At 43.9% G+C, this 25,243-nt stretch carries 23 protein-coding genes; 7 read left to right on the top strand and 16 right to left on the bottom strand.

Features of this window, described 5'->3' with window-relative positions; all coding sequences use genetic code 11:
* Positions 1-20: 20 nt before the first annotated feature.
* From kbl to AK824_RS01260, 9 genes are all read right to left on the bottom strand, one after another.
* Complete coding sequence (kbl, locus tag AK824_RS01220; protein ID WP_057758102.1) at positions 21-1,211, bottom strand: glycine C-acetyltransferase; 1,191 nt, start codon at positions 1,209-1,211, stop codon at positions 21-23.
* A 367-nt stretch (positions 1,212-1,578) separates the two neighbouring features.
* Complete coding sequence (locus tag AK824_RS01225; protein WP_057758104.1) at positions 1,579-1,776, bottom strand: hypothetical protein; 198 nt, start codon at positions 1,774-1,776, stop codon at positions 1,579-1,581.
* Between the two features lie 29 nt (positions 1,777-1,805).
* Complete coding sequence (locus tag AK824_RS01230) at positions 1,806-2,687, bottom strand: N-acetylmuramoyl-L-alanine amidase (protein ID WP_057758106.1); 882 nt, start codon at positions 2,685-2,687, stop codon at positions 1,806-1,808.
* Between the two features lie 86 nt (positions 2,688-2,773).
* A complete protein-coding gene (locus AK824_RS01235; RefSeq protein WP_057758108.1) occupies positions 2,774-4,126 on the bottom strand; it encodes an APC family permease in 1,353 nt (450 codons plus the stop codon).
* 163 nt (positions 4,127-4,289) lie between these two features.
* Positions 4,290-5,069, bottom strand: a complete 780-nt coding sequence (locus tag AK824_RS01240) for an MOSC domain-containing protein (RefSeq protein ID WP_057758110.1) — start codon at positions 5,067-5,069, stop codon at positions 4,290-4,292.
* Between the two features lie 228 nt (positions 5,070-5,297).
* Positions 5,298-5,711: a ribosome silencing factor gene (gene rsfS / locus AK824_RS01245; protein ID WP_057758112.1), complete on the bottom strand. Its 414-nt coding sequence runs from the start codon at positions 5,709-5,711 to the stop codon at positions 5,298-5,300.
* Between the two features lie 131 nt (positions 5,712-5,842).
* On the bottom strand, positions 5,843-6,820 hold the full coding sequence (locus AK824_RS01250) for a nicotinate-nicotinamide nucleotide adenylyltransferase (RefSeq protein WP_057758113.1): 978 nt from the start codon (positions 6,818-6,820) through the stop codon (positions 5,843-5,845).
* 219 nt (positions 6,821-7,039) lie between these two features.
* The gene (gene pta / locus AK824_RS01255; RefSeq protein WP_057758115.1) at positions 7,040-9,187 is read right to left on the bottom strand and encodes a phosphate acetyltransferase; all 2,148 of its coding nucleotides are present in this window, start codon (positions 9,185-9,187) and stop codon (positions 7,040-7,042) included.
* Between the two features lie 153 nt (positions 9,188-9,340).
* Positions 9,341-10,573, bottom strand: coding sequence for an acetate/propionate family kinase (locus AK824_RS01260; RefSeq protein WP_057758117.1), 1,233 nt, complete (start codon positions 10,571-10,573; stop codon positions 9,341-9,343).
* An 805-nt stretch (positions 10,574-11,378) separates the two neighbouring features.
* Between AK824_RS01260 and lptM the strand changes: the two genes are divergently transcribed.
* The 4 genes from lptM (at position 11,379) to AK824_RS01280 (ending at position 15,537) form a co-directional block, all read left to right on the top strand.
* A complete protein-coding gene (lptM, locus tag AK824_RS01265) occupies positions 11,379-11,693 on the top strand; it encodes an LPS translocon maturation chaperone LptM (protein ID WP_057758119.1) in 315 nt (104 codons plus the stop codon).
* Positions 11,694-12,021: 328 nt separating this feature from the next.
* Entirely contained in the window at positions 12,022-13,251 is a 1,230-nt protein-coding gene (gene lysA, locus AK824_RS01270; RefSeq protein WP_057762284.1) for a diaminopimelate decarboxylase, read from the top strand.
* A gap of 329 nt (positions 13,252-13,580) precedes the next feature.
* Positions 13,581-14,468, top strand: a complete 888-nt coding sequence (gene dapF, locus AK824_RS01275) for a diaminopimelate epimerase (RefSeq protein WP_057758121.1) — start codon at positions 13,581-13,583, stop codon at positions 14,466-14,468.
* A gap of 46 nt (positions 14,469-14,514) precedes the next feature.
* Positions 14,515-15,537, top strand: a complete 1,023-nt coding sequence (locus AK824_RS01280) for a tyrosine recombinase XerC (protein ID WP_057758123.1) — start codon at positions 14,515-14,517, stop codon at positions 15,535-15,537.
* A 33-nt stretch (positions 15,538-15,570) separates the two neighbouring features.
* Here the strand turns inward: AK824_RS01280 and AK824_RS01285 are convergent, their stop codons facing one another.
* The gene (locus tag AK824_RS01285; RefSeq protein ID WP_057758125.1) at positions 15,571-16,440 is read right to left on the bottom strand and encodes a nitrilase-related carbon-nitrogen hydrolase; all 870 of its coding nucleotides are present in this window, start codon (positions 16,438-16,440) and stop codon (positions 15,571-15,573) included.
* 287 nt (positions 16,441-16,727) lie between these two features.
* On the opposite strand from AK824_RS01285, the gene rpoN reads away from it, so the two are divergent.
* Together rpoN and hpf are read left to right on the top strand one after the other, a co-directional pair.
* Entirely contained in the window at positions 16,728-18,383 is a 1,656-nt protein-coding gene (rpoN, locus tag AK824_RS01290; protein ID WP_057758127.1) for an RNA polymerase factor sigma-54, read from the top strand.
* A gap of 359 nt (positions 18,384-18,742) precedes the next feature.
* A complete protein-coding gene (gene hpf / locus AK824_RS01295; RefSeq protein WP_057758130.1) occupies positions 18,743-19,123 on the top strand; it encodes a ribosome hibernation-promoting factor, HPF/YfiA family in 381 nt (126 codons plus the stop codon).
* A gap of 221 nt (positions 19,124-19,344) precedes the next feature.
* Here the strand turns inward: hpf and thiS are convergent, their stop codons facing one another.
* The 4 genes from thiS to AK824_RS01315 all read right to left on the bottom strand — a co-directional run bounded on the left by thiS (position 19,345) and on the right by AK824_RS01315 (position 21,624).
* Entirely contained in the window at positions 19,345-19,545 is a 201-nt protein-coding gene (thiS, locus tag AK824_RS01300; RefSeq protein WP_057758131.1) for a sulfur carrier protein ThiS, read from the bottom strand.
* Between the two features lie 120 nt (positions 19,546-19,665).
* Positions 19,666-20,040, bottom strand: a complete 375-nt coding sequence (locus AK824_RS01305) for a DUF423 domain-containing protein (RefSeq protein ID WP_057758133.1) — start codon at positions 20,038-20,040, stop codon at positions 19,666-19,668.
* 24 nt (positions 20,041-20,064) lie between these two features.
* Complete coding sequence (gene rpoH, locus AK824_RS01310) at positions 20,065-20,928, bottom strand: RNA polymerase sigma factor RpoH (protein ID WP_197099889.1); 864 nt, start codon at positions 20,926-20,928, stop codon at positions 20,065-20,067.
* Positions 20,929-21,168: 240 nt separating this feature from the next.
* Positions 21,169-21,624, bottom strand: a complete 456-nt coding sequence (locus AK824_RS01315) for a sulfurtransferase TusA family protein (protein ID WP_057758137.1) — start codon at positions 21,622-21,624, stop codon at positions 21,169-21,171.
* Positions 21,625-22,069: 445 nt separating this feature from the next.
* On the opposite strand from AK824_RS01315, the gene AK824_RS01320 reads away from it, so the two are divergent.
* Positions 22,070-23,734 (top strand): M48 family metalloprotease, encoded by a 1,665-nt coding sequence (locus AK824_RS01320; RefSeq protein ID WP_057758139.1) that lies wholly within the window; start codon positions 22,070-22,072, stop codon positions 23,732-23,734.
* 42 nt (positions 23,735-23,776) lie between these two features.
* Here the strand turns inward: AK824_RS01320 and AK824_RS01325 are convergent, their stop codons facing one another.
* Both AK824_RS01325 and rpsU read right to left on the bottom strand, forming a co-directional pair.
* Positions 23,777-24,226 (bottom strand): GatB/YqeY domain-containing protein, encoded by a 450-nt coding sequence (locus tag AK824_RS01325; RefSeq protein WP_057758141.1) that lies wholly within the window; start codon positions 24,224-24,226, stop codon positions 23,777-23,779.
* Positions 24,227-24,429: 203 nt separating this feature from the next.
* Positions 24,430-24,645, bottom strand: coding sequence for a 30S ribosomal protein S21 (gene rpsU, locus AK824_RS01330; protein WP_010195908.1), 216 nt, complete (start codon positions 24,643-24,645; stop codon positions 24,430-24,432).
* Between the last annotated feature and the right edge of the window lie 598 nt (positions 24,646-25,243).

Genomic DNA, 25,243 nt, shown 5'->3' on the forward strand with positions numbered 1-25,243 from the left:
AGATAAGTTCTGAATGATGCTTAATCAATCATCTTCATTTGCTTGGCGACTTTGATAAAGGCGGCGATACACTGGTCGAGCTGCTCGCGAGTATGAGCAGCAGAGAGCTGCACACGAATGCGAGCTTCATTTTTGGGTACGACAGGATAGAAGAAACCGATCACATAAATGCCTTCTTCAAGCAGTGCGTCTGCCATTTGTTGCGAGACATTGGCGTCATAGAGCATCACCGCACAAATGGCCGATTCAGTAGGCTTGATATCGAAGCCCGCATCTTGCATCTGCTTCACAAAATAGGCGGTATTTTCATGCAATTGGTCTTGTAAGGTATTGTCTTGCGATAGCATTTCAAACGCTTTTACCCCAGCGGCAGCCACCATAGGAGGAATAGAGTTTGAAAATAGATACGGGCGCGAGCGTTGACGCAGCATCTCAATCATTTCTTTTTTACCTGTGGTAAAGCCGCCAATAGCGCCGCCAAACGCCTTGCCCAAAGTGCCAGTGATCAGCTCAATATCGCCACGCAGATCAAACAATTCAGTCACGCCGCCACCAGTGCGACCGACCACACCTGCTGAATGCGATTCGTCAATCATGACCATGGCATCATATTTTTGTGCCAACGCATAGATCTCATCCATTGGCGCTACGTTACCATCCATCGAAAACACACCATCGGTGACAATCAAACGAAAACGCTGTGCTTGCGCCGCTTGCAATTGCGTTTCTAAATCTTGCATATCTGCATTGGCATAGCGATAACGAGCAGCTTTACACAGGCGCACACCGTCGATGATCGAGGCGTGATTTAGCGAATCAGAAATAATGGCATCTTCAGCAGTTAGTAGTGGCTCAAATGCGCCACCATTGGCATCGAAACAGGCGGCATAAAGAATGGTATCTTCGGTATTAAAGAACTTAGAGATCGCTGCTTCTAATTGCTTATGCAAATCTTGCGTACCACAAATAAAACGCACTGATGACATGCCATAACCTGAGTTTTCGATGGCTTGGATCGCCGCCTTTTTAATCTCAGGATGATCAGACAATCCAAGGTAATTATTGGCACAGAAGTTAAGCATCTCACGACCATCGGCAATCTTGATGAGCGCATCTTGCGGAGAGGTGATCACGCGCTCGTTTTTATATAGTCCTGCCTCGCGTATATCACTGATTTCTTGTTGTAGGTGTTTTTGAAATGCTTGATACATAAATATTCCTTTTTTAGTATTATTGGGGTTCGTTTGATAATAGAGATATTAGGACTGGTAATAGAATCAAGTTATCAAAGCCGTGCAGCATCCTAGCCATCATTAAAACCAATAATGCAGGAAGCCAACGAGATGGTGCGAGCAGTGATACTATCTATAACCTTGTGAGCGGTGATTTTATCATTAGCCTATCGCAATAAATAGCCTAAATAGTCGGTAGATAGTCCTTCTTTTATAAAGCTATATAGTGCTGTTTAGTTGTAGTGTTGGTCTCATAGCGGCTTAGCTATGTCTCAAAACATAAGACATCAACTTGCGCATTTTTATCATCTTGATTGGTAAGTATTGATAAGTACCGTCTATCCAGTTAGTCATCTTTGGGGCGCTTCTGAGCCTCAGCGATCAACTCATGAATCTTGGCACTTTCCTTTAGCACACAAGCATCATAGGCAGAAAGTGGCTCAGGTTCTTGCTTCTCTTTCTTTTCCTGCTCCTGTTCTTGCTTGGCTTTTTCTTCTAGATACTTTTGCAGATCATCTTGCTCATTTTTTTGAGAGTTATTCATGGCTTATGTCTCCTGATAGTCTGTATTCTTTAATAAAAATCATCCCGACCAGCATACTTCTTATTTAGTGCTTGCAATATCGCATAGGTCTCGCTATCCATATTACCCGTTGGCTGCTGCGCTCTAAAATGCAGCTGAAACGCATAGACGACATCGCGACTGGCTTTGTCCCATGTATCGGTATCGTTGATTTGATAGCCATACTTGCGAAACGCTTGCTTAATTTCAGGTATCGTGGCCGACGCAAATCCATCTTGATTCATAAAGAACTGCTTATCAAATTCATCATACCAAGCGCCGATACCGTAATCGAAATACAGTCGCTCCCACGGGAATTTGGCACCGGGGTCTATCTTGCGCGAGGGTGCCATATCCGAGTGACCGATGATATTCTTCGGTGAGATGTCATAGCGCGTGGCGATATCTTGCACCAGTTGTGCGACTTTTTTAATCTGCAACTCATCAAATGCCACATAATGCTCATAAGGATGATAATCGAGTGTGCCATTTTTTAGTGCGTCTCGATATTCAGGCTTGATGCCGCTATTGACGATCTCGATACCGATAGAGGTATCGTTTAATATCGTCCGTCCTGCAAATCCGCCATCACCTGCATGCCATGCGCGCTCGCTCTCTGGTACTAAGTTATAGATTTTATTGTCATCATTGTCTAATACTAGATAGTGCGCGCTCACATTGCCCGTGGTCAATGTCTTTATCGAGCGCTCATTATCAGAGACTGTATAGTGCAGGACGATGGTTTTGATGCGCTCGCTTTTGCCCGTGGCTTGGTAGCTATCGCTGTCGATGACATACCGCGGTGCTGTCGTTGATACGCAGCCCACAAGCGATAGCATAGAGGATGATATTAATACTGATGCCAATGCAATCGAGGAAGTGTTTTTTGCCATGAAATGCTCTATATAGGAAGAGTTGCGGTTATAGCTTCGTTTGCGTTTGATGTTTACTGTGCCCAACTAGCAAATGCTATTTATGTTCAATTAACATTAGGATTAACTGCGATTTTTTTATAACCAATCGCCCCAAGCAGAATAAAGAATCCTAGCAAGACATAGGCGTTAAATGATAGCGCCGCTGGTGAAAATGGTAGCAGCAATAGCGATATAAAGACCACACTGATTAATACAGAGAGATAATTTAGCAGACCTGCCTGTTTCTTTTTTCGCTCATTGATGAGGTCAGCGGTCGTGACATAAGCAAAGCCAACGGTTATACCCAAGGACGCCATTGTCACGATATCGAGTAGGTAGTTTCTACCCAGCCAAGGAGAGAGTAGGCACACCAAGCATATCAATATAACGGTTTTTTGCTTACTGAATTGGTTGTGTTTATCCGTAAATACGCTAGGCAATAACGACGTGTCGCCCATAGATTCTAAGAGCTTGACCGAAGACAATATAAAGCCGTTGATGCCACTCATTATCGAGCCAATCATAGCGATCGACAGTAGCCAGATACCGATGCTACCAATCCGATTGTCTATGCCTTCACCTGTCGCCCAGTGGCTGTCTTTGATTGCTTGATAGTCAAAGCTCATGTTTAGCGCGGTAAAGTAGTTGATTAAAAAGTAAAACAACACACCGGCGATGAGTGAAATTAGGATAATGCTTTTGGTCTTGGTTTTTGAATCACTAATCGCCTTTGAAATCTGCGGTGTGGTCTCAAAACCGACATACGCCCATGGCATAACGGCCAAGATAGGTAACCATGCCAGACTGGTGATAGAGCTGCTAGACATGTCAGTTGGCAAAAATGCTTGGGTCGTTGGTGTCATCCAAAGCGAGGCAAAAAACAGCGCGGTGACTGATAGAATCATAAAGAGGGCAATATAGAGTTGGATTTTTGCGCCGACTCGTACGCCTTTTAGATTGATATAACTGAACAAAATAATAGCCGCGCTGCATAGAAATACTTCACTGGCGTAGACTTCCCAACCAGCAATCGTATACAGATAACCTAATTGTAAGCCGCTAGGTAACAGATAGCGCAGTAGCAAAGCGACGGCTGATATATTGAGCGCGATAATAGAAATATAGCCTATCGTAACGCCCCAACCATAAATATAGGCATGCTTGCGATTAATGTATTTTTCAATCCAATAGATACCGCCTGACTCGTTCTCTGGCGTTTGAGTCAGCAAATTAATATAGGCACGCGCAACCATATAGATGGCTAAAGTACCGATAATAATAGCGACAGAAGAGCCTAATAGCTGTGACTGCGGTAAAAACAAATCGCCTGGCATGACATAAGCGCCCCAACCGATAATCGCACCAACGCTAATCGCTATCGCTTGTAGGTAGCTGATACTTTCTGTCTTTTCACTCATAGAGTGCTCCTTCACGATCAAAGATGGAGAAAGAGAAGGAGAGAGTGTTTATTATGGAGCTGACATAGAACATGAAAAACCTTGTGACGCCATTACGCAGGGTAGTGGCTATCTTTTATAAATAGAAAAGTCATATTAAAGGTTTTTGTTGAGTGTTACCTTTTCAATCCTGTTGGATTTTTTTAGCCAGAACCTTTTTCCAACTGTCCTCTAAACAGTCAATCGCGAGCCACTGTTCAATAGTATCTGCATCATATTTCTCTTTAGAATTGGCCAATTGCCATAGCGTCTCTAGTGTCGCAAACGGATAAGGGCGCTCAACTAAATATACGGGTAAATCAGCGTCTATAACGCCATCGCGTACAACTTGGAAATACCAACCAGAGATACCTTGCTTGCTGACCCATGCCGCGATATTTGGTATTTTGGTAAACTGTCCGATTTGGTCATTGATTTTGTAGCAGGGACGGCGTGGTTGGACGATCCGTAGTTGAACGCTAGTATCATCATTACTAGTGTCTTGACCGTTTTCAAAATGCCCACCGTATTGAAAAACGTCGCCAATACAAACCGTAGATTCGGTCATTTCAGGCAAACCATCGACTGCTTCAGTTGTAAGGTTTTCACCCAATGTACCGACGCGAACTTTTAAACTGAATTCTGCATTGATTTTTGCATACGTCGCAGGCGCTAGCTGATGCACGGCTTTGAGTGGGCCACCATGATGCTTACGGTCAGCCTGTTCATCAGTGGTTAAGCCCATAAAGTTGACGGCGACAGGAGATTTGATAGGTGCTTTATCAATGGCGCTCATTTCTTCACGAGCGAATGGCATAGATTTGCCAGCGCGAACACAAGTGAGGGTAGCGATATGTAGAGGCAAGTCTTGGTTAAAATCTGTTAAGGTTTGCTCAGGTGATGACGTGATCGATTCTGCGCTCATATGGTTTCCTAATAGGTAGAATGAATAGGCTAAGGCGGCTTAATTTTGGCGGTTTAACTTTAGTGGCTAATAAATATTGATATGAAATGAGCTTATCTGTACTAAATGATGTATTTGATTATACTGGTTCATCACCATAAAATTTACATAAAAAAAGACCAGAATAAGTATTCTGGTCTTTTTGGTGGAGCGTTTCTGAATCTTGAACGAATATAGTCACTGATGAATTTATTTGTTTTTGTTACGACGACCTGCAGTTTTCTTTTCGCGCGGCGTAGCAACCAGCTCAGCCAACTGCTCAGGTGATGACCATAGGCCTTCTAGGTCATAAAACTCACGTGCTTGCGGCGTCATCATGTGGACGACAACCGCGCCCAAATCGATCAACGTCCAGTCAGAGTCGATGCCGCCTTCACGGCCAAGTGGCATAAAACCAGCTTGCTTAGCTTCAGCGCCGACGCTATCAGCCATCGCACGTACATGACGCTTTGAGGTACCATCAGCAATGATGATGCGCTCTGTTACGTCAGTCAACTCTTCTACATTCATTACAGTGATGTTCTTTGCTTTCATATCATCTAGAGCGCTTTGTACTAGGGTCAAGCATTCTGTTAGGCGTTCTGCAGTCATGGTGTTGGTCATAAATTTTAATCTCTTGAATCGTAAATATGTAAAATAAAGGGGTAAAACGTCAATTTGTCTTATCCGACTGATCATATGTTGTCAGTCACGCATAGAGACAGGATAGGCAAAATGACATAGATAAGGCGATTTTAACGGAATTGAGCAGCAGAATATAGCTGATGGGCGATAATATATTGATAAACAGCAGGATTTAGCCATTTAGCTAATGGATTAGATTCAGTATTGCTAATGATATCATTTATTGATGCTATAGATGCGATTTGCCTCTCAGTGACTGGCATTTTATTTGTTTGATCATCCAATTTCTGTAGCTGCTCGCGTATTTGTGTGCTTGATACCGCAGTAATAGGTCGCGAATCTATATAAATGCGTCCTGGATTGGCGTTTTTCAAGTCAGTGCTTTTTAAGTCAGGGCTAGTCGGATCAGTGCTATTTGGATTAGTACTGTTTGAGTTCGAGCTATCTGTTGAGTGCTGAGTAAATGGAATTAACAGCTCGATAGGTGAGTCTGTTATATGGGGCTGCAATGACAATGGTAATAGCGTTTTTAAGAAATTAACATCTTGTACGGACGCTATTTTCTTTTTAGGAGAGAGAGTATTATCAGAAATGCCTTCGCTAATACCATCGCTCACATCGGTACTGCTCTGACGATTAAATATCCATAGATTAACATGGTCAGTGAGACGTAAGCCATCTTTCCATTTATCCAAACTATGTGCGCTGTCCATACCCATGATAAATATCAAATTATCATTAGGATATTGCTGTCTTAATGTGCGTACGCTGTCGATCGTATAGACAGGCGGCGCTTGCCACAGCTCCAGCTCATTAATCTGTATCGGTGTATTCTCTGTCGCCAGCTTTAACATGTTTAAGCGATGGTTAGGGTCTGTACTTTGCGTCTTAAATGGCGAGCGCGCATTGGGTAATAAGGACACATGCAGGGCACGCTGTAGCTGCGTTGCAATTGGTAGTAGGTGCTGATAGACAGACATCGCGACTTCCAAATGACCATTATGTACGGGATCGAACGAGCCACCAAGATAAGCACGAATGGCAGGTGTAGGTGTTTTCTCTTGAGTAATGCTGCTCGTATTTGGCATAAATAAATGTATAAAAGTAGATAGGGCGTACGTAAACTTTCATGCACCTTACTCTTTTACCAGCTGACCTTTCAGGGTAAATAATTTGATGATAGCGCTATTGTAGAGGGCAGATGAGCATCTGTCACCACTGTCTGCCACCAGAGCACCAATAAAAAACCGACCATCATAATGATAGTCGGCTTTGTATAGGAATTTAACGGGTAAGTCTTACAGCGATTAAATCAAATCGCTATACGCTTGGATAGCGGTTAACGCGATGGTATAGACGATATCGTCGACCAAGGCACCACGTGATAAATCATTCACGGGTTTATTCAGACCCTGTAGCATAGGGCCGACACTGACGACATTTGCACTACGCTGTACTGCTTTATATGTGGTGTTACCAGTATTGAGGTCAGGGAAGATAAAGACGTTGGCTTGTCCAGCGACAGGTGAGTCAGGTGCTTTTTGTTTACCGACGCTCATGACAGACGCTGCATCATACTGTAGCGGGCCGTCGACCTTGAGGTCGGGTGCGCGCTCACGAACGATTTGGGTTGCACGGGCGACTTTTTCGACATCCGCGCCTGCGCCTGATGAGCCGGTAGAGTAGCTGATCATTGCAACTTTTGGATCGATACCAAAGGCAGCAGCAGACTGTGCTGATTGAATGGCAATCTCTGCCAGCTCTTCAGCGTTAGGATCTGGGTTGATCGCACAGTCACCATAGACGACCACTTGCTCAGGTAGCAGCATAAAGAATACTGATGACACGAGCGAATATTGCGGTGCGGTCTTAATCAACTGGAATGCTGGGCGTACTGTATTGGCAGTGGTATGAATCGCACCTGAGACCAGACCATCTACTTCGTCTAGTTGGAGCATAATAGTACCTAAATAGACCGTATCTTTTAGGTATTCAGCAGCGACTTCTGCAGTGGTTTTACCTTTACGGCGCTCTACGACAGCGGCGATATATTTGCTCATGTCGAGGTTGTCAGGATCGATAATTTCTAACCCTTCAGGCAACGTCAAATCACGGTTTTTGGCCACTTGCTCAACGTCACTGCGTTTAGCAAGTAATACGCAGTTGGCGATACCGCGACTCTGACAGATACAGGCAGCTTCGACCGTACGTGGTTCCGCGCCTTCTGGCAGCACAATACGTTTCTTAGCGTGCTGTGATTTCTTGACCAATTGATGGCGAAACGCTGATGGTGACAGACGCGGTTCATGATTGCGGCTGAAGTATTCTTTAATCCAGCTCAGATCCAAATGCGCAGCCACATAACGAGCCACTTCATCAGCACGTTCTGTATCATCACTTGGTATCTCAGAACTCATATGCATCAGGCTCTGTACCGTCTCGTAGCTGTCGCTTTCGACACTCATGACTGGTATGCCAGTTTTGAGCGCTGATTGCCAAAGCTCAGCAACTGTATCGCTTGGAGTGATACCACCTGTCAACACCAGACCTGCCAACGGAATTCCATTGATACAGGCCAATCCAGCAGCCAATAGCAAGTCATCACGATCGCCGGGCACAACCATTAACGTACCACGCTTAAAGACTTCGTTGACGCGCGCCACTGAACGAGCGGTTAGGCTTATACGATTGATACGTCGTGTCTTTGCTTCGCCAACATTTAACCAAGTCGCATCAAGCTCCGTCGCGATATCCCATGTGCGAGGCACAGACAACGAGTCACTAAAAGGAACAACCCCGATAAGGCGGAACACTTCGGTATTAAACGAAGGCGATAGACGCTGAACCTCTTGTAGGAAGTTCGGATCTAAGCTGACAACGGCCTCACCCGGCGCGACAGGTTGGTTGTCAAAGGTGTTCGGCACGTCTTGTACCCGCATCAATATCACGCCTAGCGTACGTGAATCGATGACACCGCCAAACTCACGGGCATGGACATCTAGTTTATCCGCTAAATAAGCAGGTTTACTGATATCAGCGGTACTGACAAATATAATCTTAGCATCGAGCGCGTGGGCAAGTGCACGGTTGATTTGTGACGCATAAGAGGTCTCAGTGGTTGGCACCAGACCTTCACAGATAATCACGTCATGACCATCATCGATCGTATGAAAATTGGCAATCACTTCTTCCATCAAGTCATCAAGATTGTCATCGCCTAGCATACGCTCGACGTGTTGACGGTTGATAGAGTCAGGCGGATTTAGGCCAAATGCGTGCATGGTCAATGCGCTTGAGCTGTCTAAGCTGTGCTGTTTGTCTAGCGTATCATCTTGCAAAAACGGCTTCATAAAGCCCGCTTTGATACCGTTATAATCAAAGGCACGGATTAGCCCTAGTGCGGCTGATGTTACACCGATACCGCGACTAATGGGAACAAGTAAAATGGTTTGCATAATGTGTCCTACAATTTATTTTATTTTAGACGTCGAGTCGTTTTGAGCAGCATAAGCAATGCAGTATAAAAACACCAAGCGCTTTATCTTATTTGTTTTCAGCTTTTTAAAAGCGTTTAGAACGATAAGCGCTAGGCATTATAATCAATCGTCTTATACTAAGTTCAATGCTTGACGAGTCTCTTGAGCGATGCGGTATTCTTCATCTGTAGGAATAACCCACAGCTCGACACTGCTACCTTCTGCTTGGAAGCTGCCTTCTTGGCCACCGTACAATCCAGCGTTCTTTTCAGCGTCCATCTTGATACCGAAATGACGCATGACGGCTAAAATACTTGCGCGCGTGGTGACAGAGTTTTCGCCGATACCACCAGTGAAAACAATACCAGTAAACTCAGGCAGTGCACAGCTTAAGCTGGCAAGGTATTTACCAGCGCGGTAGCAGAACATCTCGATGGCGAGCTGCGCATCTTTATGGCCTTCGCTCGCGGCTTGTTCAATAGTACGCAAATCATTTGATAGGCCAGAAATACCAAGCAGACCGCTTTCACTATTTAGCATTTTGTCCGTCTCTTCTAGACTAATACCGAGCTGACGTTTCAGATGCATATGTAAGCTTGGGTCGACATCGCCGCTACGTGTGCCCATCATCAGTCCCTCAAGTGGGGTCAGACCCATGCTGGTATCGAGACTTTTGCCATCGTATACGGCGGTTGCTGAGCAACCATTGCCTAGATGCGCGGTTATCCAGCCATGAGGACCTTTTGCTTCAGTAATCTGGCTAGCACGTTCTGAGACATAAGCATGAGACGTACCATGGAAGCCGTAACGACGGATTTTGTGCTCTTCGTATAGATATTTTGGCAACGCATAGCGGAAGGCGACGGGTGGCATGGTTTGGTGAAAGGCGGTGTCAAATACCACAACTTGTGGAATGTCAGGGTAAATAGCTTGAACCGCTTCAATACCCAAAGCATTTGCAGGGTTATGTAGTGGAGCCAATATCTTTAAACGTTTTACTTCCTCTAACGCATGCTGATCAACGCGAACAGCTTGAGAGTATTCACGGCCGCCATGTACCACACGGTGCCCGACTGCGATAAAGTGATATTGCTCTAGTAGCTCTAGGATTTTTTGCAGGGCAAGTTTGTGACTACCACCAGGGATAGAGATCTCTAACTTATCGCCATTTAGCGTGGTATGTTTGATACGGGCTGTATCGAGACCTAAGTTTTCGGCAAGACCGGTGATACGAGTAGAATTGTCATCGCTAATCAACGCGTATTTGATAGAAGACGAACCGCAGTTGAGGACTAAAGTGGGGCTGGTTAGGGTTGATGTTTCGCTGTTCTTATCATCAAAAGTGGTACTTAGGTTGGCGCTCATACTCTATCCTTAGATTGGTTTTTATAAAGGGCAAATCAATTATATCGTTGGTTCGATACAAAAAAGACGTCTATTGCCACGTCCTGTTTTATTATCATCAAATGCTACATCGCTGATATCTCAAGTGCTGTAGTAAAGGTCACTGAGACATGATGTCATTATTATATGGAATTGATGAAGTTGATAACCGCCGAGTAAATAAAAATAAGCTATATCTATGCTGATAATATCAAGCAAGTATATTGGCGATTTTGTTTATACTTGGGCTACTATTTCTGACAGTGCTATGCATCCATGCTTATGAGGTAATGCGTCTGCATCTCAGGCTAGCATCCTATTGCCACCGCAAACTGGGAATATAATGTAACACATTTTTGTTTCTACACCGCGACAGGGGCAAGGTTTAAAGTGTGTGATTAATAAATGGCTAAATATGGAATAAATCAATTATATTCAGTGAGTTATAGAACTATAGGTGGATAACTTGTATGGGCGACATAACAGCGCTATTGTTCACGAAATTGTAAGAAATATTGTCGAGACACCCATATGTCATACATTCATATCTAAGCTCGCAGACGATATTACTATAAAAATTCGACTAATGTTCTAGAAAATATCCAACATCACGCAAATTTATTCACCAATCATATTCAGTATCCGTACAGCTTTATGTAATAATGCTATGATGAAAATGGTCATAACGACAGTGCTTTAACTGCTGGTTTGGCTGTCCGTTTGTTTTTTATTTATCACGATTTACTATCGCCATTATGCCGTCGTAAGCTCACAGGTTATCTATTATATGTCTACTATACACAGCCCCTCAGCAGCCAAGCATGCTAGCTCATTCGCTCGTACCAGTCGTCAGGCTGTCGCCACTTTATTTATTGGCAGTGTGGTTATGCTAGGATTGTCAGGCTGCGGGCAAAAAGGCGATCTATATTTGGCAGACTCTAGTAGTCAAACGATAGAGGGCAGTGCGTCTGTACTGGATAGTACTAGCCATCCACAAGATGCAGCCTTTGCGGGTATCGACGACGATAACTATCAAAAAAACCGCTACCTAGAAGAGCAAATGGTGCTACCTGAGCCTAGTACTGATCCCAACGACTATTAATTGCTAAGCTATTAATTACTAGGCTAATAGTTGTTAAGCTAAGCCAATAAATAGTGGTTAGGTGCTTTTTAATTAACAGTTTAACCAACTGTCGATTCTTTACTGCCTGATTGACTAAATAGCTTTGCTACCTAAATTTAATTTTCACCCTTGATAATCTGATTATATTAGAGATGTTTATATGAGTCATTCTGAACTACCTGCTGACTTGACCGATTCTACTACTGGCGAATCCGTTACTATCCAAACTGAGCAAGGACTATATGTTGACCCGAAAGCGTTGAGTGCTCACTTGCCAGCGCTAAGCTATCGCGACGATGCATTGTATATGGAGCAGGTCAGTATCGATGAGTTGGCAAAACAATATGGCACACCTTGCTACGTGTATTCAAAGCAAGCAATATTGGACGTTTATCAAGCTTATACTGATAGCTTCGCTAGTCTGAATCATCAAGTATGCTATGCCGTAAAAGCAAACTCTAACCTTGCCGTGCTTGGTGTCTTGGCACAGGAAGGCGCTGGGTTTGATATTGTCTCTCGCGGTGAGTTGATGCGTGTATTAGCCGCAGGTGGCGCAGCATCACGTGTGGTATTCTCAGGCGTTGGCAAAACGTATAGTGATATCGAATATGCGCTGACTCAAGGTATCGGCTGTTTTAATGTTGAGTCTATCAGCGAGCTGACTTTAATCAATGAAGTGGCAAAGTCACTTGATAAGCCTGCGCCAATCTCGTTACGCGTCAACCCTAACGTCGATGCCAAAACCCATCCATATATCTCAACAGGTCTTAAAGACAACAAGTTCGGTATCACTCACGAAGACGCATTAGCGGTCTATCAGCAAGCGGCCGACTTATCACATATCGCCATCGTTGGTATTGATTGTCATATTGGCTCGCAGTTAACTGAGGTAGAGCCATTTGTTGCAGCGTTAGATAAAGTGATTGAGCTGATACATAGCCTGCGTGACGCAGGTATTGAGTTACAGCATATTGATTTGGGCGGCGGTTTAGGGGTGCGTTATATTGATGAGACGCCTGTGTCTATCGATGAGTTTGCCCAAGCTTTATTACCAAAACTTAGCGAGCTTGGTTTGACTGTGTTCTTTGAGCCAGGTCGTAGTATCGTTGCCAATGCTGGCGTGCTATTGACCCAAGTTGACGTACTCAAGCCGACTGAGCATAAGAACTTTGCGATCGTTGATGCCGCTATGAATGACTTGATTCGTCCTGCTTTATATCAAGCTGAAATGGCGGTGATTCCAAGCGTATTGCCTAACGATGGTATCGATACGGATGGCACGCAGCCGTGGGATATCGTTGGCGCGATTTGTGAGACGGGTGATTTCTTGGCAAAAGACCGCCTACTATCATTGGCCACAGGCGATGTACTTACCATTACAGGTGCAGGTGCTTACGGCTTTACCATGAGTAGTAACTATAACTCACGCCCACGTGCTAACGAAGTGATGGTTTCTGGCGATAGTCATCAGCTAATCCGCAAGCGCGAAACGATTGAAGCGTTATATGCAGATGAAGCGTTGTGGCAGGAGCAGTAAGGCGATTAAAGACAAGCCAAAACTATTGCCGTATTTGATGGTTGAAGAGAACCCATTGTGATAATGACAATGGGTTTTTTTATGACTGGATTTTGAGGAAAGTGTTTTTTAATTAAAGCTGATTCTTAATTGAAGGCATGCCTTTAGTTGAAGACAACACCATTCATAAAAATTGGAGTAGCAAGGAAAACGAGTGCAAGTACTACTCACTGTAGACTAAACAAGTTTGACACCGCTAATCGTATTTTTTGGGATTGGTATTATTATGATTGTATCTGACAGCGTGCTAAGATAAGGCATACATAAAAATAGGATAGGACATCAAAGATATGCTAATAGAGTTTACTAAAATGCATGGGTTGGGTAATGATTTCATGGTCATTGATTTAGTGACCCAGCGCTTAGATTTGACCAAGGATTTGGTGCAGTTATTAGGCGATCGTCATCTAGGTATTGGTTTTGATCAATTGCTCGTAGTCGAGCCACCCATGCGCCCTGATGTCGATTTCAGTTATCGTATCTTTAATACTGATGGTACCGAAGTCGAACAGTGTGGCAATGGCGCGCGTTGTTTTGCGCGTTTTGTGCAGGCACGTAAACTGTCATTTAAGCAGCGTCTACGCGTTGAGACGGCTAGCGGTATTATTTCTCTAACTACTGATCGTTACGGTTGGGTAGATGTCGATATGGGCAAGCCTAAATTTGAGCCAGATGAGATTCCATTTAGCCCAAGAGCGACGACTAAAATTCAAAACACCTATCATCTTGATGTAAATGGTACGCCTGTGCAGCTGTACGTTGCCAATATGGGTAACCCGCACGCTGTGATAAAAGTCGATGACGTACTCGATGCTGAGGTTGAGACTCTAGGTAAAGCAATTGAGTCGCATCCTGCATTCCCAGACCGCGTCAATGTGGGCTTTATGCAAGTGATGAATCAGCGCCACATTCGTTTGCGTGTGTACGAGCGCGGTGTAGGCGAGACGCAAGCTTGTGGTACAGGCGCATGTGCAGCAGTAGCCGTTGGTATACGTGAAGGCTGGCTCGATGAGGGTGAGGAAGTTCGCGCGCAGCTATATGGTGGCAGCATGATTATCAAGTGGCAGCCAGGCTATTCAGTCACGATGACCGGACCGACCGCTTTCGTCTATGAAGGCGTATTTAGCCCAGATGGCCTGATGGCACAAGCAGGCCTTAAACCCAACGCTGAAGGCTGATAACGGTTGTTAGACCAATCTTATAAATACCAAGGATGGTTCCAATATGGTTATGTCTAATAATAAAGGCAATCAGGCAGCGAACTCAGCACCTTGGCTATCTACTGAGCTGGCCGCTACTATAGAGTCCGATGCTGCGTTACGAGAGCTACTCACACCTGTGCATCGTTGGCTCAATACGTTGTCTGTGCGCAACCATTCGCCGCATACTCTGACCGCTTATTTTGCTGGTTTAAATCAACTGGCGTTATTTTTGCGTGGTAAGCGTCTAACGTGGACACGCTGTGATAAACGGCAACTGGCCCAGCATATTAGTCAACGTCTTGATGAAGATAAGTTGGCACTTGCCAGTATCCAGCAAGAGTTGTCTGCGATTCGGCATTTTTATGGTTGGATGATTGAAGAAGAGTTAGCACGTATCAACCCAACCACTGGCTATCAGCTGAAGCGTAGTCCTAGACCGCTGCCTTCTATCGCTGATGTCGATTTACTAACTCAGCTACTCGATCAAGAGATGCCTGATACACCAGAGCAAGCGCGCTTATGGTTACGTGATAAAGCTATGTTTGAACTGCTCTATAGTAGCGGCTTGCGTGTTGGGGAATTGGTTGCACTCGATATGGCAGATGTGGACTTGTCTGACTTACGGGTACGAGTCACGGGTAAAGGGAATAAAACACGCCTAGTACCATTAGGGATAAAGGCTGCAGAAGCAATTAGTCGTTACCTGCCGCATCGTAACCTATGGGTAGAGCAGATGGATTGCGCATTGTTCATCAGTGAAAAACTCGGCACCAGATTATCAACACGGGCAGTGCAACAGCGCTTAAAAGTCGCTGCTACCCGCGCAGGTATCGCCCAAAACATGTATCCTCATCTACTGCGTCATTGTTTTGCATCACATATGCTGTCAGGCAGTGGTGACTTGCGCGCCGTACAAGAGATGCTCGGGCACAGTGATATTAGCACCACGCAAATTTATACCCACGTTGATTTTGCAAAATTAACGCAGGTTTATGATCGCGCGCATCCACGAGCAACTCATGCTCAAAATGAAGAATTGCCTTAGCAATTAGGCACGAAATCCACTGAATTTCACAATCTACGCCAAACGATGGCAATCAAAGATAGGCAGTTTTTGGCGGCCTTGCTCTTGCGCCTGCTTGTCTAATGACGCCATGACGATGGCATATTGTTTATCCAACTCGCTATCGTCATAGCTTGCGATAATACTACTGTCAAATGCTGTAATGGCTGCATGTCCCCATGTCTGGCGCGTGCTACCATCTTTGTAGAGATGATCGCCACCTTGCGCTGCGCCAATGACCATACATTGACTATCTAGAGCACGAGCCTGTAACAGCAGTGACCAGTGCGATTGTCCAGTTAAGTAGGTAAAGGCAGAAGGTGCGCTTAATAGTTCAGCACCTGCTTGTCGCAGACGCTGCGCCAATGCCGGAAAACGTAAATCAAAACATACCATCATGCCGAGTTGATAGACTGTATTGCCTACTGCTAGTGGCGCAATTACGGTCTGCGTACCCGGCTCAAAGGTCGCCGCTTCGTTATAGCTGCCATGCTTATCGGCCACAGTTGCGGTAAACAGATGAATCTTGTCGTAGCGTGCGATAAGGGTACCATCTGGTGCGAACAGCTGGCTCACTTGGCGCAATCTGCCATCAGGAACGATAGTGCCATCAGGACGATAATAGCAGGGTAATGAGCCTGCTAGTACATGGATACCAGCGGTGCGGGCGTAATCTGCTATCGTCGCTGATAAGTCATCAAAACGCTCGGCAGTAGCAGATTGCTGTCCCATACTACAGCAGTTCTCAGGCAATACAACGAGCTCAGCACCTTGAGCTTGTGCGTCTGTGATAGCGGCTTTGATATCTGCTAGATTATCCTCAACATTCTGCTGACTGTTCATTTGAATAGCAGCGACGTTAAGTTGATGGTTACTTAAATTCATGACAGTATTCCTATTGGGTATGAGCTGTATTGGTCATTTGCGGCAATTTATTTATTATAATATTTTCGCGGTAATGAGCAGACTGCTCGTATTTATGGATTGCTCATCCTTGCCGAGATGATAGTCTGCTATCGATAGCAAACCAAACGTATCCGGACAAAACATAAATTATCATAGCAAAATTGTGGCAAAAAATGCTATCGTCATGTCCTGATAAGATTTATGTCGTTACCTTTACTGACAGAATAAACACAATATCACTAAGATCGGAGTGCAATAAGCCGCCCATGAGTATGTCGTTCGGATTGGCGACCACGCTGAGCAACTCACAAAAGCTAACCCCGCAAATGCAGCAAGCCATAAAATTGCTGCAGCTCTCTAGTCTTGAGCTCGCACAAGAGGTTCAGGCAAAGCTAGATAGTAATCCATTACTTGAACGTATCGAAAATGATGACGAATACGACAGTGGTGACGATGAAATAGAGGAGTGGAACGAGCCGTTGACGCTTGATAGCTGGAATCAAAGTAGTGACTCATTCGACTCAGTACCTACTAGCGGTACAGAGTACAGCGGCGATAATAGTGATAGCTTCAGTGATAGCTTGGATAAGCTTCAACAGCCTAATATCGATGATAGTGCAATAGATGTAGATAACTATAGCAGTTCTGATGCCGATAGCTTTGATATAAGTAGCTTTGACACGGATAACTACGCCTCTACTGCAACGGGCTCTGGCAATAGTAGGGGTGATGAAGATTTTGATAGTTACCAAGGCGGTACATCGTCTACCATTCAAGATCATGTGCGTTGGCAGCTGAACTTTAAGCGTCTATCAGAGGCCGATACGTTGATTGCAGAGTATTTAATAGACTCCATGGATGATATGGGCTTTATTCGAATTGATATAGATGAGCTACTGCAGAGCTTTGATACGATGGCAAGTTTCTATCAATGGGATGAGCGCGTTGAAAAAGAAGAAGTCTTGACGGTATTACGTATTATCCAGTCCTGTGATCCCGTTGGCGTAGGGGCACGTCATTTAAGCGAGTGCTTATCTATTCAGCTATCTAAGCTAGATGCCCGCACCGAATATCTACAAGAAGCCCAAGCGTTGCTATCAGCGAGCGAGCATTTAGTCAGTAATAACATCAAAGCACTGACTGAACGTACAGGGCTTGCACCAGAATACATCACACCTGCGCTTACGCTACTACGTACCTTAAATGCTTCACCAGGGCTGCTGTTTCAGTCTAGCCAGCCTGACTATGCCCGGCCGCCTGAAAGCTATGATATTCCAGATGTGTTGGTCACACCTGTTAGAAACAATAAGGCGACCAGTAACTCTGAAGCTGAAGAAGATGGTTGGTATGTACGCCTCAATCCAGATACCTTACCAAAACTACGCGTAAACCAAGAATATGCCAACTTAGTCAAGCGTGGTGATGACAGTCCTGACAATCAATATCTGCGCGAAAACCTTACCGATGCTCGGCTGTTTATTCGTAGTATCGAAGAGCGCAATCAAAACCTACTCAAAGTAGCGACCAGCATTGTACGCTATCAACAAGAGTTCCTGCAGCATGGTGCAACCGCCATGCAACCCCTAATATTAAAGGCCATTGCTGAAGAAGTTGACTTGCATGAGTCTACGGTCTCACGCCTTACCACCAGTAAAACCATCTTGACGCCGCAAGGGTTGTTCTCTTTGAAACACTTCTTCTCCTCTCACGTAAGTAGTGCTGATGGAGATATCTCATCGACCGCTATCAGTGCCATGATTAAAAAGCTCATCGCTGACGAAGATCCCAAAAAACCATTGTCAGACAGTCGTATCAAAGATGAGCTGTTAGCAGATGGTATCGATATAGCCAGAAGAACCGTCGCCAAATATCGTGAAGCAATGAATATTGGCTCGTCTACTCAGCGCAAACAGAAATATTAATTATCTAAGATCATCCTTCTACAAGGTTAATGGCTACCTGTCTGTATAGTGCAGTCGAGATATAAAAAATAAAATTTTTTGATTATATAGAAACCAAGTAGAAATAATAGGTATTGTTACACTTAATTACAATTTAATGGCTTGCTACTGGGCGATTTTCATGACAAATTAGAGTCATACCAACAACGAAAACCAAGTGCCGATTTATAGTATTTATTTACAATTAATAAAGGAGACGATAAAAGGATACGTCGACACATTACTAGAGGCTTTGGTGTAGTTAGTGGTAAGGCAGGATGACAAAAGCAAGAATGCTACCTCATCTGTTGATTGTAAGTTACAAATAAAAGGACAACAATATGAATGTTTCTATCAGTGGTCATCATATCAGCGTTACAGAAGCTATGGACACAGCAGTACGCGAGAAGCTTGAAAAAGTAGAGCGTCACTTCGATCAGATACAAAGTATTCAAGTGATTTTATCGTTAGACAATAGCGGTGCTAGCGACGGCGGTAAAAAGAGCCATAAAGCTGAAGCAATTATGCGTGTCTCGGGTCAAGAAATGTTTGTCCAAGCGTATGAAGATGATATGTATAAAGCCATTAACGAGATGGCAGACAAGCTAGATAGACAAGTACGTAAGTACAAAACCCGTCAAGAGCGCAAGAAGACTCAGGGTGCAGGACGCGATAGTCGCTATCAGGATCTAACTCCTGCAGAAGCAGTACCAGCAGCATAGTTCGAGTTTAAAAATTTGAACACTATCGTTACAAGCTAGTGAAAGCAGACTAAGAGAATAAAAAATTTATAAGTAGCTGCTGCATTATTTTGTAATTGACATAAAAAAAGACCTCTAACGTGTAATACGTTGAGGTCTTTTTTAGCATTAGTAAACTTAGTTAGTAAACTTAAAACGAAAATGAACTAGCTGTCAGCTCAAGCTTATCTGTCTAAACATTATTAACCACCACCGACGGCTTGTACTACTTCGATATTCATACCTTCTACGATACGTAGTTGAGCAAGCTCGCTTTTTGGCATCAGCTCACCATCTACTTCTACAGCATAGCGACCTTGACTAAGGCCAAGCTCATTGATAACCAGTTGTACAGTCTGATGAGTGGTTTGCAAGCTTTTACCATTGACACTAATGGTGCTCATATTAAATACTCCCTAATATTTTAAAATTCCTGTTCATTCGCTACGTATCTTTTGTTTTATTACTGATAGTTAGTCGCAGCTAATGCAAAGAGCTAAAAATCACAATAACTGTTAAACAGCTCAGCTAACTGAGTCCTTCAATCGAAAGGCAGAAATGGCCAACCATAGCCAACCTGCAATCATAAGAACGCCGCCAATAGGCGTAATCGCACCGGACCAGCGCGGTGCACCAAGCGTCATGGCATACAAACTACCAGCAAAAATGATAATACCAATTTGTAGTAACCAAGCGGTCGTCTGAGTAATATATTTCAAACGAATTAGCAGACCGACAAGTAATAATCCTAGCGCATGTACGAACAAATACAGCGTTGCCGTATGCCACCATTCAAGCTGTTGCATGCTGACGCGGCCTTCTAAACCATGAGCACCAAACGCGCCCAGAGCAACAGCAATAGCCATATTAACTGCAGCAATACCAATCCAATTTAACATTGAACAGCTCGTATCATCTTGGGGTTACTGGATATCATCTGGCAGAATCACACTATCAATGGTCATCGCATCGCGAATCTTGTCCATAGCATTTTTCTCGATCTGACGGACTCGCTCAGCTGAGATAGAATAAACCGCAGCTAACTCATGCAGAGTAGATTTTTGCTCAGATAACCAGCGCTGTTCGACGATATCGCGTGAACGATCATCTAAAGTACCCATAGCAGCGATGAGTGCTGATGAGTTGTTTTCTTCCCAATCCGCTTCCTCTAACTGCTCAGCTGGATCGATGCCATCTTCCAAAAATAGCTGAGGTGCATAGCGACCATCATCATCGTCGCTTGACTGCGCCTCGAACGAAGCGTCATAAGAGGTTAGACGTGACTCCATCTCTAACACTTGCTTGCGCGTGACATTCAAGTCATTAGCGATAGCGTCCGCTTCTTCTAGTGTTAGCTGATTATTAGTCTTCTTAAGGCTACGCAAGTTAAAGAACAGTTTACGATGAGCCTTTGTAGTCGCAACTTTCACAATACGCCAGTTGCGAATCACAAACTCATGAATTTCAGCTTTGATCCAATGCACAGCAAAGGATACCAAACGTACGCCTTTATTCGGGTCAAAACGTTTAACTGCTTTCATTAATCCTAAGTTACCTTCTTGGATTAAATCTGCTTGCGGCAATCCATAGCCCGAGTAGCTACGTGCGATATGAATTACAAAACGTAGATGCGACATCACCAGTAGACGAGCAGCTTCGACATCACCTTCATCATAATAGCGATGTGCCAACTCCTGCTCTTGTACTGGCGTCAAAATAGGGATCTGATGGACAGTATTGATATATGCACCCAAGTTGACCCCTGGCGCTGACAGGTGAGTTGGCATAGCTGGTACTAAGTCGCGCGTACTGGTATTGCCTAATGTACTCGCGTCATAAGGTGGTCGCTGAGCAGCGGCTTTTAATGCAGCATCGCGTGCATCATTTTTTGTAGGAGCTGAGCCATCTTTTTTATTTGTATTTACAGCATCAGTAGAAGTATTAGCCATATTCTTGACCTTGGTTAAATAGTTAAGCAAATAGTCAGATAAAAATCTTTATGATTTAATTGTAAAGGATAGCAGCGCTTAGTTGCTATCAGTTTTGGTAATGATGAAGTGATATATTGTAGCGAAACGCTGTAATGATGTGCCATCAACTGACGAATGGTCAGTAACTTCATTGACCACTAGCTCTAAATAATCTGCCGACTGTGATTGCTGACTTTGTCGACAAAACGCTGTGATATCAGCTTGCGAGTTAGGGTCGGTTGCAACCACATACAGTGATTCGCCAACTGTCACATCACGTAATGCGACCTTAGTTTTTAACAATGGCATCGGGCATGCAAGACCGCGTCCATCAACAAAACCTTTTATATTTAGTTCAGATCGCGCTGTAGCTAAATCATCTGGCTTATGACTTTCAGTCGGTAGCAACTCTAGTAAACTCGCAATGTCGTTCTGCTGTGCATCAGTCAAATTCGCTGATAACTGTATAGAGTGCGACACACGTTCAATGACTAATTCACTAGCAGCGGGCATAACTGAAACCTTGTAGATATCTATATTTTAATTTGTTCTATTAGCAATAGGCTTCGATATTGAGTACGAACATAATCCAGCAATCATAAATTATGAGGTCGCCATCACAGTCATCTAAACTTACTATTATTGTTGCTTATTATACCAAATAGATAATGTATAGTTGCAGTTGAATATAATCAACGCTGTGTTCGGTTCACTAGAATCATATAACCAAGAGTTGCACGATTAGCAATTGCCCGATTAATAGTTATACGATTGAGACTTACTGCATAATTAATATCTCAATGAATAATTACACAGCCATGTTGCGCAATCGTGACGGGTGGCTAAGTTATTGGTAGTTAAGTTCATTGTAGAATTGACCTTGGATAAACAAGCTCGTATAGTCGAAAAGACGTCGTCAATTATCTTATAGGATATGCACTTGTACCAGGCTAATAGAATGAAGCGACCCGACAGCAATAACTCTTTAGTAGCCACAAATTCTGCAGGCTTGCCACTTATATTGTCTAAGCAAAAAGGTAAACGTCATTTTATGAGTGTCGCTTTGCCAAATAGTATCAAGGTAGGGCTGTCTATGATGCTACTAGCCATGGCTAGTGGTGCACATAGTCAAGAGAGTCAAACGCTGCCATTAGCTGATAGCTCGTGGCAAGTCACAGATTCGCAAACGCTAGATCTACCAAACCTGCGCGGGCAAGGCTTGAGCTTTGCTGAGCAATATCAAAACAAAATGCTTGGTGAATGGTCATTACAGAATATCAATGGCCGCGTCAGAATGGAACATGATCCTTGGGTACAAGAAACGATAAAAGACATGACTTGGCGTCTCAATGCTCAAGCTCGTCAGCAAGCACCACTTGGCGTCGTTATCATTGATAATCCTAGTATCAATGCTTTTGCAGCGCCTGGTGGCGTAATCGGTATCAACACTGGAACGATACTGTCAGCTAGCAGCATGGATGAGCTGGCGAGCGTCGTCGCGCATGAAGTCGCACATATCAGTCAACGGCACTACGAAAGCGGCGCTGACGAACGTAAAAAAGCCTTGCTGATGCAGCTAGGCGGTATGCTAGCTGCGATTGCCGCCTCAGCTGTCGATGGTGATGCCGCTGCGGCTGTGATGATGGGCAGTCAGACAGCCTCTATGAATAGCAGCATGGCCTTTAGCCGTAGTAATGAACGCGAGGCTGACCGAGTAGGGATGCAGATTATGACCCAAGCGGGTTATGATCCTCGGGCGATGCCACGGTTCTTTGCCACGATGAATCAACAGAGTCAGTTAAATCAAGTCGAGAATCAATTCTTACCGAGCTTTGTACGCTCACATCCTCTGAGTAATGAGCGGTTGAGCGAGTCACAAAGTCGCGCTCAGCAGTATCCAGCGCTCTCATTGAGCCAGCAGCAGCGCCATCAAGCACTGTTTGATTTACTGTATTGGCGTGTGCAAGTGACTGGTAAACACGCATCCGAAGTCACACTGACAACGGCCGCTAAAAACAGTCTCGGGGCCAAACTTGCGCTAATGCATTGGTATGGAGAGCAGCAGCGCTTTAAAGATGCTAATAAGGTATTGGCTGAGATAAATGCGTTATCAAGCACGCAGCGTCAAAATTTAGAGCCTCTATTGTCGATTACCCACAGTCAGCTATTAAGTGAACAAGGTAAATGGCAACAAACCGTAGATGTCTTAGAGAGCCAGCAGCGTCTATATCCGGAGCGCCGTGATTTACGTCTTTATCTGGCCGAAGCGCTGACTAATAGTAGTCAGCCGATAAAAGCCCAAGCGCTGTTAAAGCCACTAACAGAACAGCAACCAAGCGACCGTTATGCATGGCAAAGCTTACAACTTGCCAATGAAAAACTTGCTAAGACCACCACCTCACCACAGTTAGCCAATATCGCGACGATTAATGCATTGCGCTATCGCAGTTATGATCAGCTATGGAGTGGGCGTTATGAGAGTGCGCTGACCTCTTTGACACAAGCCAAACAGTTGGCGGAAAATCTGCAAACCACAGATCATGCCAATAGTGCGCGTCCGTTATTGGCCAATATTAATGCAGAACTCAAAGCAATAAAAACCGCCAAAGACTTTAAGCCTTAGGCGGTTATTTATACAGAGTAGCCTGCCAGTCAATAGCAAGTGCTAGCCTTGTAGCGCATCTTTGACCATTTTAGAAATCAAAGCAGGATCAGCACGGCCAGCTGTTTTATTCTTTAAGACACCCATGACGCTGCCCATATCGCGCATAGACGTAGCACCTTGCTCAGCGATTTCAGCATTTACCAATGCCATGATCTCGTCTTGATTCATTTGCTGCGGCATGAATTCGTTGATGATATCAATCTCAAACTGCTCTTTTGTGGCTAAGTCATCACGGCCATTTTCTGTAAAGATAGTTAGTGACTCTTGACGCTGTTTTAGCTGTTTTTGCAAAACTTCTAATACTTGCGCATCATCAAGTTCTGTCTGACGGTCAATTTCGATTTGTTTCACTACTGATTGTACATTGCGCAGTACTTTAACGCGCTCAAGCTCACGAGCTTTCATCGAAACTTTAATATTGTCTGATAACGTCTGTTTAAGTTGGCTCACTGCTATTATCCTTATCGATCTGTTAAATGCTATTCGTTAGATGTCGTTTGTTAAATTTTTAGAACAAAACCTGCTGATAGTGGTTTTAATAAAAAATTATGTCAGCAGTAATAACAAAAATTGTAGCATAAAAAACGCCACTGATATCGATTGATAACAGTGGCGTTAGTGTAGCGCTTGTACTTAGCTAATCAGATTACTGATTAGTACATACGAGTGGTACGAATAGTTTCGCGTTGTAACTTCTTCTTATAACGCTTTACGGCAGCAGCTTTTTTACGCTTACGTACTTGCGTTGGTTTTTCATAAAACTCACGCTTACGTACGTCTGATAATACACCAGCTTTTTCACAAGCACGTTTGAAACGACGGATAGCGATATCAACTGGTTCGTTTTCTTTAACCTTAACTGCAGGCATGAAGACTCCTCGATTAGGATGAGATATAAGGGCATTAGTTTGGCTGTGTATTAGTATTTAGCCGTAATATCTCAAGATTACAGGCATCAGCTCAAACTAGGACAATTCTCACGCATTAGCGTAAGGGCAGGTATTTTAATAAAAAATACCAACAAAGTCAATGATTTTAAGCATTTATTGCCGATAGGTTGTTCAATTAGATAGCTATTTGAATTTGGCTCTCAAACTATGAATTCGACATATATACAACGCTTTATCAATAAAAAATCCCTACCGTCTATAACGGTTTGATTGGAGTTTATGCTATGATAATTCCCATATTATAGGGTCTATTGAACTTTCAAATATTAGGGCTGCTGATGGCTAAAGTTACCCCAAACTAGGCGAAAACCGACGATAATGTTGAGACCTTAGCTAGGTTTTCAACAACGGTTGGGGTAATTTTAGCATCAGCCTTTCAGGGCAGTACTCTTTTTTGTCAATATATGGCGAAATAGTTTAACCTAGAATGACTAGGCTTCAACAATTTCACTGCATATTGTCTAAAAAATAGTGACTGCCAGCACCACATTTGAAAGTTCAATAGACCCTAGTAAGC

The sequence above is a fragment of the Psychrobacter sp. P11G3 genome, from assembly GCF_001435845.1.
In the GTDB taxonomy this organism is placed as follows: Bacteria; Pseudomonadota; Gammaproteobacteria; order Pseudomonadales; family Moraxellaceae; genus Psychrobacter.